The 12,376-nt window shown below is 39.4% G+C and carries 11 protein-coding genes; all 11 read right to left on the bottom strand.

Annotation, left to right across the window (positions count from 1 at the left end; all coding sequences use genetic code 11):
* A complete protein-coding gene (locus tag JOC76_RS22455) occupies positions 1-1,737 on the bottom strand; it encodes a 2-oxoacid:acceptor oxidoreductase subunit alpha (protein ID WP_205181009.1) in 1,737 nt (578 codons plus the stop codon).
* A 459-nt stretch (positions 1,738-2,196) separates the two neighbouring features.
* Entirely contained in the window at positions 2,197-2,457 is a 261-nt protein-coding gene (gene spoVS, locus JOC76_RS22450; RefSeq protein ID WP_003211281.1) for a stage V sporulation protein SpoVS, read from the bottom strand.
* 198 nt (positions 2,458-2,655) lie between these two features.
* Positions 2,656-3,453 carry a TIGR00282 family metallophosphoesterase gene (locus JOC76_RS22445; RefSeq protein ID WP_205181008.1) on the bottom strand — a complete coding sequence of 266 codons (798 nt, stop codon included), beginning with the start codon at positions 3,451-3,453 and terminating at the stop codon, positions 2,656-2,658.
* A gap of 114 nt (positions 3,454-3,567) precedes the next feature.
* Positions 3,568-5,127: a ribonuclease Y gene (gene rny / locus JOC76_RS22440; RefSeq protein ID WP_205181007.1), complete on the bottom strand. Its 1,560-nt coding sequence runs from the start codon at positions 5,125-5,127 to the stop codon at positions 3,568-3,570.
* Positions 5,128-5,449: 322 nt separating this feature from the next.
* Positions 5,450-6,493, bottom strand: a complete 1,044-nt coding sequence (recA, locus tag JOC76_RS22435) for a recombinase RecA (RefSeq protein WP_205181006.1) — start codon at positions 6,491-6,493, stop codon at positions 5,450-5,452.
* Between the two features lie 955 nt (positions 6,494-7,448).
* Positions 7,449-8,702, bottom strand: a complete 1,254-nt coding sequence (locus JOC76_RS22430; protein WP_205181005.1) for a competence/damage-inducible protein A — start codon at positions 8,700-8,702, stop codon at positions 7,449-7,451.
* A gap of 36 nt (positions 8,703-8,738) precedes the next feature.
* A complete protein-coding gene (gene pgsA / locus JOC76_RS22425) occupies positions 8,739-9,323 on the bottom strand; it encodes a CDP-diacylglycerol--glycerol-3-phosphate 3-phosphatidyltransferase (protein WP_205181004.1) in 585 nt (194 codons plus the stop codon).
* A gap of 51 nt (positions 9,324-9,374) precedes the next feature.
* Complete coding sequence (locus tag JOC76_RS22420; RefSeq protein WP_307784754.1) at positions 9,375-10,286, bottom strand: helix-turn-helix domain-containing protein; 912 nt, start codon at positions 10,284-10,286, stop codon at positions 9,375-9,377.
* Positions 10,287-10,297: 11 nt separating this feature from the next.
* Positions 10,298-11,086: a DUF3388 domain-containing protein gene (locus JOC76_RS22415; protein WP_205181002.1), complete on the bottom strand. Its 789-nt coding sequence runs from the start codon at positions 11,084-11,086 to the stop codon at positions 10,298-10,300.
* A gap of 169 nt (positions 11,087-11,255) precedes the next feature.
* Positions 11,256-11,513 carry a DUF3243 domain-containing protein gene (locus JOC76_RS22410; protein WP_205181001.1) on the bottom strand — a complete coding sequence of 86 codons (258 nt, stop codon included), beginning with the start codon at positions 11,511-11,513 and terminating at the stop codon, positions 11,256-11,258.
* Between the two features lie 80 nt (positions 11,514-11,593).
* Complete coding sequence (gene ymfI / locus JOC76_RS22405) at positions 11,594-12,316, bottom strand: elongation factor P 5-aminopentanone reductase (protein ID WP_205181000.1); 723 nt, start codon at positions 12,314-12,316, stop codon at positions 11,594-11,596.
* Between the last annotated feature and the right edge of the window lie 60 nt (positions 12,317-12,376).

Genomic DNA, 12,376 nt, shown 5'->3' with positions numbered 1-12,376 from the left:
TTAGAACAACTCCTTACATTTTGAATGAACTTCGTGAGGCAAGAATGGGTTCCCATCATATTTAACATATTTCGTGATTTTTTCAGCATGACCAACATTCATTTTCATAATGTTTGCAAGCTGTCCAGTCGCATTGTTTTCGACAACAATTACTTTTTTCGCAGCTTGAACCAATGGTAATACTTCATCAGTTGGGAATGGATGAATTAGACGAATTTGGGCATGATTTACTTTCAAACCATCTTTCTCTAATCGAACCATTGCTTCTTCAATAGCCCCGCGAGTAGAGTTAAACCCTACAATCAATAAATCTGGATTTTCATGTGGCGCATTTTTATAAACAGGTGTGTTAAAGCGGATATTTTCCACTTTACGCATACGCTTATCCATTTGTGCAATACGGTTTGTTGACGATTCGGATGGTTTACCAGTTTCAGCATGCTCAACACCAGTAACGTGGTGGATACCGTTTTTCATACCAGGAATGGTACGAGGTGAAACACCATCTTCCGTTACTTCATAGCGTCTGAAGTAGCCTTTGTTTTCGATTTCTGGAAGCTCATCTGTTACAAGCTTTCCGCGTCTAACTTCTACTTTAGAAACATCTAAAGGTTCTACTGTTTGTTTACCTAATGATAATTGAAGGTCAGATAATACAATGACCGGGCATTGATACTCTTCAGCAAGGTTAAAGGCTTCAGCCGTATCATAGAAAGCTTCTTGAACAGTACTTGGAGCTAAAACGATTTTTGGAATTTCACCATGTGTTCCATAAATCATTGCCATTAAGTCAGACTGTTCTTGCTTTGTTGGTAATCCAGTTGAAGGACCTCCACGCTGTGTATCTACGATAACAAGTGGAGTTTCTGTGATACCAGCAAGTCCAATCGCTTCCATTTTCAATGATAATCCTGGTCCTGATGAAGCGGTTAGCGCACGGATACCGCCGTAACTTGCGCCAATTGTCATCGTACATGCTGCAATTTCATCTTCCGTTTGAATAACAGTTCCACCTACTGCCGGTAATTTCTTAATTAAATATTCCATAATATCAGAAGCAGGTGTAATAGGATATGCTGCCATGAATCGGCATCCGGCTGCAAGAGCACCTAATGCTATAGCATCATTTCCGATCATATACATACGGCGTTTGCCATCAGCTTTTTCTAGGACCATCGTTGGTACGGCTGAATCCATTTTTTCTTTCATATAATCGTAGCCTACTTTAATAGCATCCATGTTTTTGGCTACAACTTTATCACCTTTTTTACCAAAAATCTCTCGAACTACTTCTTCAAAAACTTGAATATCCAAATCTAGAACAGCAGAGGTAGCCCCAATAGCAACCATATTCTTCATTAAGGAAGTCCCTAGTTCTGTTGCAATTTCAGTGAATGGAACCGCATACAAGGAGGCTTCAGTGTCTTCTGGTTTCTTTGGATCAAATTTTGCATCTGCTAAAATGACACCATTGCTGTGTAGTTCTTTGTAGTTAACATCGATTGTTTCTTGGTCGAATGCTACAAGGATGTCCAGGTCATCAGAAATAGAACGAACTTCTGTTGTGCTAACTCTTATCTTATTATTAGTGTGTCCGCCTTTAATACGAGATGAAAAGTGACGATAACCATACAAGTAATATCCTAGGCGATTCAGTGCGATAGCAAAGATTTCCCCAGTACTTTCAATACCTTCCCCTTGTTGTCCGCCAACTTTCCACGAAAGTTGATTGATCATTCCCTTACACCCCTTTGGATATGTATAAATTAAGTAGTCTAAATCATGTTAATTATAGCACAATTCCAAGTAATCAACTAAAAATTAGTCTGTGAAATCGCATTATAGACTAAATAGTCAGAATAAAGAATATGTACTAAACGCTTACAATTCTAGACCTATGTACTTAAAATTGCAACCCTTTGGCTCGAAATAATGTCTAAAATATGAATATTTTTTTATTATTAAATAAATGTTATGATGAAATCAGGAAAAATTAGTTAAAATATACAATTTATTATGCAAAATGCTAGATTGTTTACTTGAATTTATTATTCTATTGTATTGTTTTGTTATATAGCAGAATAGTAAAAATGTAATATTGTATTAAAATCGAACAACACAAAAACCTGCTTGGAATGATTCCAAGCAGGCAAGTATGTGAATTTCTATGTTGATTACATATAATGGCTTTTTCTACTACCTTGGCTCCACAATAAGCTTAATTGCTGTGCGTTCTTCCCCGTCAATCAAAATATCGGTAAACGCAGGGATACAAATTAAATCAACTCCGCTAGGTGCTACAAATCCTCTTGCAATCGCTACTGCCTTTACGGCTTGATTTAATGCACCCGCACCAATTGCCTGTATTTCTGCTGCACCTCTTTCACGCAGAACTCCGGCAAGTGCACCAGCTACAGAATTAGGATTAGATTTTGCTGAAACTTTTAATATTTCCATCCCTAGCTCCCCCTTAGAAAATCCCGATCCCGCATGAGCAGTTCATGAACAAATCAGGTTATAACATTCCACTGCTACTATATTCAGTGGTGAAAAGACATATTCCGGCTTGGACGAAAAAAGTCAAGATTTTCGCAAAAACCATTTGCCTATTTCTAAGGGAATTAACAAAAAAGCTTCACTGACAGGGAAGCTTTTTTAACTGTAAAAAGGATGATCGTCATTGATTTGGATTGGTTCTATTTTCTTAGCTAAACCTGTTTTCCGATCTAGTTCTATGTAAACGGCGCTCAACTGGTTTCGTTCTGACTTAGGTACTTCGAATCTAACCGGCAGACTCGTTAAGAACCTTTTTAGTACTAACTCGCGATCTACGCCTAGAATACCATCGTACGGACCTGTCATCCCAACATCAGATAAATAGCCGGTACCTCCAGGTAAAATTCGGTTGTCAGCAGTTTGAACATGTGTGTGGGTACCAATTACTGCCGATACTCTTCCATCTAAATACCAGCCCATTGCTTGTTTCTCACTTGTGACCTCCGCATGAAAATCCACAAAGATAAATGGAGTCCGTTCCCTGGCGATTTGGACTAGTTCATCTGCTTTTCGAAAAGGACAATCTAAAGGTGACATAAAGGTTCGACCCTGAAGATTCATAACCGCGATTTCAAATTCATTCACTTTGAAAAAAGCCAACCCCTTTCCCGGTGTCCCTTCAGGAAAATTAGCAGGTCTTATCATGTTTTTGGCTGAATCAATAAACTCAAATATCTCTCGGTTATCCCAAGCATGGTTGCCAAGTGTAACAGCTTGTGCACCTTGACTTAAAAACTCCCGATAGATTTTTTCGGTAATTCCCTTGCCCCCTGCCGCATTCTCACCATTTATAATCGTAAAATTGGGGCGGTATTTTTCCTTTAATTTTGGCAAAAATTCCTTCACCATATCACGGCCTGGAGAGCCGACTACATCTCCAATAAAAAGTAAATTCATTGTATTTCCTTTCGTCTAACAAAATTAGTATTGTTTAAATTGTCTCACATATGATTTCTCTTTAATCGCCATTTACTGTACTCAAAAAAATAAAGCAGTGCAATTTGCACCGCTTTATTTTGCATATTCAACCGCCCGTGTCTCACGGATAACGGTCACTTTAATATGTCCTGGATAATCAAGTTCCTCTTCGATTCGCTTTCGAATATCGCGTGCCAATCGATGGGCGGCAAGATCATCAATTGCGTCTGGTCTTACAATAATACGTACTTCTCTACCTGCTTGAATCGCAAAAGACTTTTCAACACCTTCATATGACTCTGAAATCTCCTCAAGCTTTTCAAGGCGGCGAATATAATTCTCCAATGTTTCACTACGAGCTCCTGGTCTAGCCGCAGACAAGGCATCTGCTGCTGCTACAAGAACGGCAATGATAGATGTTGGTGCTGTATCACCATGGTGGGATGCAATACTATTGATTACTACAGGGTGTTCTTTGTATTTGGTTGCAAGTTCTACCCCAATTTCCACATGGCTGCCTTCAACCTCGTGGTCAATTGCCTTACCAATGTCATGCAGCAAACCAGCACGACGAGCCAGTGTTTCATCCTGTCCAAGTTCCGCAGCTAACAAGCCTGAAAGCTGAGCCACTTCCATGGAGTGCTTAAGGACATTTTGCCCGTAGCTGGTACGGAATTTTAAGCGACCAAGGATTTTAATAAGATCCGGATGGAGTCCATGAACACCCACTTCAAAGGTTGTTTGCTCTCCGACTTCACGGATGTATTCATCCACTTCACGACGAGATTTTTCAACCATTTCTTCAATTCGGGCTGGATGGATTCGTCCGTCTTGGACTAACTTCTCTAAAGCTAAACGAGCCGTTTCTCTCCGAATCGGATCAAAGCCTGATAAAATGACAGCTTCAGGAGTATCATCAATAATCAAGTCAATTCCCGTTAACGTTTCAAGTGTACGAATGTTTCTTCCTTCACGACCAATAATCCGGCCTTTCATTTCATCATTCGGAAGGTTGACGACAGAGACAGTCGTTTCCGCAACATGGTCAGCAGCGCAACGCTGGATAGCTAGGGAAAGGATTTCCTTTGCTTTCTTGTCGGCTTCCTCTTTTGCTCGGTTTTCACTTTCTTTAATCATTATAGCTGTGTCATGAGTAAGCTCTTGCTCCATTTTATCGATAATGATTGTTTTTGCTTCCTCGCGAGTTAAGCTCGAAATTCGTTCGAGTTCTGTTTGTTGTTTACGTACCAACTCGTCCACTTTGCTTTCCATCTCTTCAATATGCTGTTGTCTTTGGTTTAGAGAATCATCCTTCTTTTCTAAAAGATTTTCACGCTTATTCAACGTATCCTCTTTTCGATCTAAATTCTCTTCTCTTTGCAGTAAACGGTTTTCTTGTTTTTGCATTTCATTTCTTCGTTCACGAACCTCACGTTCAGCTTCAGTTCGAAGCTTGTGAATTTCATCCTTTGCTTCAAGCAAAGCTTCTTTTTTCAATGAATCAGCATCACGTTTCGCATCTTCAAGAATCTGCTCTGCAGCATTCTTTGCACCTGCTACTTTTGCATCAGCAATGGATTTATGAACAAAATAGCCAACAACGGCACCGACGATAAGGCCAAGCAAAATGGAGATGATCGTAATTATATCCAATCGTTACACCCCCTCTTGCTATTAACTTTTTGTTCTTTTTTTAAGTGTCGGCATGTACATTGTTTAGACTCAATATACACCAAGCACCAAGGCTTTTCACAATGTAATATTTCCAAAAATGTAAAATATACATGTTAATTGTAAGGCTGTGAATATTTATTGTCAAGGCTTTGTCCAAACAGCATTTTGAAATATTTAGAATTTCACAATTGATGGGCTGTAAGTTTGCTTTTTATATATGAATATTTATTTATTATTTTGTATTTTTATTCATTTTCTTATTAAAAAAGCAAAACCTATGTCAGGCTTTGCTCACAAAATTCTAATTATCTAATAAATTAAACTGTTCGTCTTCCTCAGTTTCCGTCACCATTTTATCACCATCTAAACCGTAGTGTTCACGGATTTTCAGCATGATTTCCTGACGGGTATCAGGATTTTCTTTTAAGAATAATTTCGCATTTTCACGGCCTTGGCCAAGTCTTTCATCGTTATAGGAGTACCATGAACCGCTTTTTTGGACGATATCTAGTTCAGAGCCTAGATCGATGATCTCGCCTTCTTTAGAGATCCCTTCTCCATACATAATATCGACTTCTGCTACACGGAATGGCGGCGCTACTTTGTTCTTTACGACTTTAATTTTTGTCTTGTTACCAACCATGTCGTTGCCTTGCTTTAATGTTTCAGCACGGCGCACTTCAAGACGGACGGTTGAATAGAATTTAAGTGCACGACCACCAGGTGTCGTCTCGGGGTTCCCGAACATGACCCCTACCTTCTCACGAATCTGGTTAATGAAGATGGCGATTGTTTTTGATTTGTTGATTGCACCTGATAGTTTACGAAGGGCTTGTGACATTAAACGGGCTTGTAAACCTACGTGAGCGTCACCCATTTCTCCTTCGATTTCTGCTTTAGGTACTAATGCTGCAACTGAATCGATAACGATAATATCGACAGCACCGCTTCGTACTAAGGCTTCAGCGATTTCAAGTGCTTGTTCACCTGTGTCAGGCTGGGATAAAAGTAATTCATCAATATTTACACCAAGTTTATGTGCATAAGTCGGATCCAGCGCATGCTCAGCATCAATAAACGCTGCTTGTCCGCCTTTAGCTTGAACTTCTGCGATTGCATGAAGGGCTACGGTTGTTTTACCAGAGCTTTCTGGTCCATATATTTCGATAATACGGCCTCTAGGGTATCCACCTACACCAAGTGCCGCATCAAGTGCTAAAGAACCACTAGGAACAGTTGATATCCTTGTTTCCGTTTGCTCACCCATTTTCATAATTGAGCCTTTACCAAATTGTTTTTCTATTTGCTTTAACGCCATCTCTAAGGCGGCCTTGCGGTCACTCACAAATAGTTCCTCCTTTTTTATATAAAGAATTGAATTATTTCGTTTAAGTCTATGAATATAAATCCTATAACTACTATACCTTTTTTTCATTTATTTGTCGAGTAAAAAAGCGAACATTTATTCGACCCTTTTATAAACAATTTATACTGGGAAAACAGGTATATAACCCCTTTTTTTGTCTTTCTATTATCCATTACCTGCTGATAAGCGTATTTCTCCTTCTTATCTGAAAAATCAAATTTTTGAGGGTTTTAAGAGTAGTAGTTTATTAATCGCTTAATATTCCTATAATTGTGGAGATCATTTCAATTAAAAATCCATACTGACTTAATATAATCCTCCAATCTGAATAGGTGCGCTGAGTTGAACAATATCGGCAGGAAACAGCTAAGGGTAACCGGATACGATTCTCATTCGGACAGGGCGATCTGATTTTGGCTCCAGGCTGTCCGAATCCTACTCTCATTCGGACAGCGCAAGCTTTTTTTTGCTCCGGACTGTCCGAATCACACCCTTATTCGGACAGGGCATTCTGATTTTGGCTCCGGGCTGTCCGAATCACATCCTTATTCGGACAGGGCATTCTGTATTTTGCTCCGGACTGTCCGAATCTCAACCTTATTCGGACAGGGCATTCTCATTGTGCTCTGTGCTGTCCGAATCACACCCTCATTCGGACAGGGCATTCTCATTTTGGCTCCGGGCTGTCCGAATCCTCCCCTCATTCGGACAGCGCAAGCTATATTTTGCTCCGGGCTGTCCGAATCGCCCCCTTATTCAGACAGTGCTTTCTGATTTTGGCTCCGGGCTGTCCGAATCACACTCTCATTCGGACAGTGTAATCTGATTTTGGCTCCCGACTGTCCGAATCACACCCCACTCCGACAGAACACACTGAAAATTACCCTCGCCGCAACCACACATCCCCCAAAAAATAAAAAATCACAGAACGCTATTACGCATTCTGTGATACTTTTAAATTCTGCAAAATAAAATAGCAGCCATATTTCACCGCACGATTACGAATTGCTTCCCTCGTACCGCTAAGTGTTAGCTTTTCCACTACTGTAGGTCTCCCCTTAATCGCAACCCCAATATAGACCGTGCCAACTGGTTTACCTTCTAACTCATTGGGACCTGCTACACCAGTGAAACTAATACCAATGTCAGCACCAATTAGATCTGCTGCATTTTCTGCAAGCTCTAAGGCACACTGCTCACTCACAGCACCATCCTTTTCAAGCGTTTCTTGCTTCACGCGCAGCACTTTATTCTTCACTTCATTCGAATAACAAACCACGCCGCCTTTAAACACAGCACTTGCGCCCGAAATCGAAGTTAGTTCCTTCTGAAACAAGCCCCCTGTCAAACTCTCTGCAGCAGTAATAGCAAGCTTTTTTTCCTTTAACACATTCGTCAGCTCTGCTAATAATGAAGTATCATCATAACCATAAATAAACTGTCCTACTCGGACTCTAATGGCTTTTTCCACTTCATCCAGCATAGACTGTGCAACAGCCTCATCCACATGTTTTGCCGTCAAACGAAGTGTGACTTCTCCATCTCCGGCAAGCGGTGCGATCGTTGGATTACTTTGGGCATCAATTAGGTCGATAATTTCTGTTTCTAGTGCCGCTTCACCAATTCCAAAGAAACGCAGAACCCTTGAAACAATTTTTTCATTGACCGCATCTTTAGGAGAAAGTGCTGGACAGCCATAATAACGGAACATAGGCTCCATTTCCTTTGGAGGACCCGGAAGTAGCATATAGGTGTTCCCATTTGTTTCAAGCACCATTCCAGGAGCCATACCGTGGTCATTTGGAAGGATATGAGACCCTTCTAACACCAATGCTTGCTTTCGATTATTTTCCGTCATCACCCGGTTTGTCCGAGAGAAGTACAACTCAATGGACTCTAGTGCATTTTGATCCATTACAAGATTCTTTCCTAGATGATGGGCAATTGTTTCCTTCGTTAAATCATCTTTTGTTGGCCCTAAACCGCCAGTAAAAATAATGACATTAGCCCGTTTTTCTGCCGTTTTGATCGCAGATAGAAGTCTGTCAGGATTATCGCCGACAACCGTATGAAAAAATACGTTAATTCCAAGATCCGCTAACTGCTGTGAAATAAATCGGGCATTAGTGTTAACAATTTGTCCAAGCAATAACTCTGAACCAACCGCAATAATTTCAGCATTTTTCAAGCCCTTCTCCCCCTTAAAAACAAACCATTTTCAGACCTATTTTGAGTTTTTTAACACATGACTGTTCTTGGCGAAATAATCCCAGCCAGACCAAATGGTAAAAAACATCGCAACCCATAATGACAAAATATCAAAGCGGAAAGGAATCATTGCAAAAATAAAATTATGTAATAATAACGACGAAATGGCGATAATTTGTGTCCAGGTCTTAATTTTACCAAGCATATTTGCTGCCACTACCTCACCCTCACCCGCCAATAACAAGCGAAGTCCGGTAACAGCAAATTCTCTGCTGATGATAATAATCACAATCCATGAAGGGGCATAAACATCGTTAAGTTCAACAAGAACGATTAAGGCGGCTGACACTAGTAATTTATCAGCTAATGGATCAAGGAATTTGCCCATATTTGTCACCAGATTAAATTTTCGGGCGTAATAACCGTCAACCCAGTCTGTAGTTGAAGCGAATATAAAAATGAGTGCTCCAACAAAATGAGTGACAGGTAAATCTGCGCCGAGAAGATGCATATCGCCCCAATCAAAAGGTACGAGCATAATGATTAAGAATAATGGGATTAGTAGGATCCTTGATACCGTTATTCTATTAGGAATATTCATAATTCTTCTCCTTATCTTTGAAAAAAGTGAAAAATAGTCATCAGCAGATGACTATTCATTCTTCAGAACATATTGAATCTTGATGTTCTGAACATTGGCTGTTGCTGGAATCGCATACTCAAGCTTTTGGTCATTCACGTAAATGTCTGTATTTGCAGCGTTTCCGACTCTTATAATAGCCATCGTTTCTGTCGACAAATCTTGTGTTTGACTCTCGGTTTTACCTTTTATAAGCATTCCATGGAAAAAGGTTTTCTGTTTTCCGTTTTTAATGCTTACCCAGGTTTGTCCTTTAGAAACTAGCTTAATGACAAATTTATCTGCATTTTTCAAGTCATATGTTGTCGTAGTACCTTGTTTTTGAACAGCCGTTAATTCTTGCTTTGGTGTTACTGGGGCAGGTGTTGCCTCTTTTTTAGTCGTGGTTGTTTCTTTATTCGTAACACTATCATTAGTGTCTGTTTTTGCCGTCTGATCAGAGTTTAACTTTTCAAGCTCGGTAGATTTTTCAATTTTAACTTTCTGTGTGTCATTGCTAAGTGTTTGATTTTTATTATCTCCAACATTATTGGAAATAAAATAATATAAAAGACTCGCAATACCAATGACAAACACACCAATTAAAACCTTTGGCAGTAGATCAAATACTTTTGAGCTCCGCTCTGAAATTGCTTTGTGCGTTTTCACCCTAGATAAATGATGAATCTCATCATTATGGGAGGCAGGAATTTCATTCTGATAGGTTTCAAAGATTTCATCAGGATTTAAATTAAGTGCTTCTGCATATTGCTTAATAAAGGCCCTTACGTAGAAATTTCCGGGCATGCTTTCATAATTACCTTCTTCAATACCAACTAAATATCGTTTTTGAATTTTGGTAATGGTTTGAAGATCATCTAAGCTTAAGTTTTTAGCTAATCGGGTTTCCTTTAATCGATTCCCTAATTCCGTCAACTGTAACACCTTCCAATTTATTAAAAATCAAAATCCCCAAAGTCAGATCCAGTGAACATATTATGCTGGTCAACGACATCGTAGGTTATTTCTTCATCTGCATGGTTTCGAAGTTCAATAATATAATCAAAATCGTCAAGCGTGTACTCTGAATTTTGTACAAAAATATCAGGATGCTCTATTACTTTAACAGACGGCATGCGCATAATTTCACGAACAAGCTGCCAGTGCCGCTCGTTAGCACGTCTGGTTGAAACAATCCCATCAAGAATAAACAAATTGTTAGCATTGTATTCATCTTCAATCAATTGATTGCGAATCGTTTGCTTTAACAGAGTAGAAGAAACAAACAACCATCGTTTGTTTGCACAAACACTTGCAGCAACGAGAGATTCCGTTTTCCCGACTCGAGGCATTCCCCGAATACCGATGAGTTTATGTCCCTCCTGCTTAAATAATTCTGCCATAAAATCAACTAATAATCCAAGCTCATCTCTTACAAATCGGAATGTTTTTTTATCATCAGCATCCCTTTGTATATAACGACCATGCCTAACTGCAAGTCTGTCACGCAGTTTCGGTTCTCTTAGTTTTATTACCTTTATTGTGTCCATAGTATTTAAAATTGACTCTAACCGTTTTATTTGGTCATCATCTTTTGCTAAGATAAGTAAACCGCGTCTGCCTTCATCAACACCATTAATAGTGACAATATTAATTGCCAGCATTCCTAATAAAGAGGATATGTCACCCAAGAGACCGGGACGGTTTTTTTGAATCTCATATTCTAAGTACCATTCTTTTTTCATACTCATAAAACCCCCAAAAAGAAGTTTCGACAATTTTTTCGCACTGTCACATCTAAACTTTATAATAAATGATTTTAATAGAAGATGAAAGAAAAAACGAAGAATAAGAACGATTTATTGAAAATCTTTCCCAAATAAGAAAGAGAGAGACCATTTAGGTCCCCCTCTCTTAACGGTTGCCGTTGTTTGAAATTAATTTTACCATCATATTGGCAATAGCCTGCTGTTCTTGTTTATCCGCAACGGACCATAGGTCTGCAAGTATTCTTTCTTGTTCATTTTTTGGCTCAACTTGGTTAGCCAAATAGTCACCAATTTGAAATGCTAAGTTATTAACAGCCCCTTCGCTCATGCCTTCATTCTGTGCATGGTGAAGACGATCTGCTAAGAAGTCTTCCCATTGTTTCCAGTTTTCTAAAACAGACATTGTATTCCCTCCTTTAGAATAGTACAAGGATATTTTGTGAAGAAGCTTAATGAACTATACATTTATCATCATGAAATTTTTTATGTGTACCATCCACCGTTCACTGACAGTACTTGACCGGTCATGTATGAAGAGTCATCTGACAGTAAAAAAGCAACGCTTCCCGCGATTTCTTCAGGTCTCGCGATTCTCCCCATTGGAATATCAAAAGAAATTTGCTCCACTTCTTCAAAGGTAAATCCCTCCATCATAGAGGTGTCTACAGCCCCTGGAGCTATGGCATTTACACGGATGCCATTTAATGCTACCTCTTTACTTAATGCCTTCACAAAGGCTATTTGTGCCCCTTTAGCGGCAGAATAGGCCACTTCACATGACGCCCCCGTCTGCCCCCACATAGACGTGATCACAATAATATTGCCTGAACGTTTTGTTAAAAATTTAGGCAATAGTTCTTTTGTCAGCATCAATGGATTTAAGACATGGATATTGAATAATTCTTGAGCTTCTTCCTGTTTTAAATCAAGTAGTAACCCATAATGACTTTTCCCACCGCAATGGATGATTGCATCTAAGGAAAAAATTTGCTCTGGAATGGACTGGTATCCTGTAACGGAGGAAAAATCAGCCTGTATCGGGATGTATTCTCCGCCAAATGATGCAAGTTTATCCCTTAATTCTAGGATGGTTTGTTTGTTTTGATTATAGTGAAGATATAAATGATATCCCTTCGCAGCCAAATGTAAGGCTACCGCTTGTCCAATTCCCCCGCTTGCTCCCGTTAATAACACATACTTTTTCAATTTTTATCACTCTTTCTATACATAGACGCCAAAGAAGCGCCGGTTTCCGACGCTTCTTCG

The sequence above is a fragment of the Neobacillus cucumis genome (assembly GCF_016908975.1).
GTDB lineage: Bacteria > Bacillota > Bacilli > Bacillales > Cytobacillaceae > Neobacillus > Neobacillus cucumis.
The sequence above is the reverse complement of the archived record's forward strand: the minus strand, read 5'-3'. Positions and strand labels throughout refer to the sequence as shown.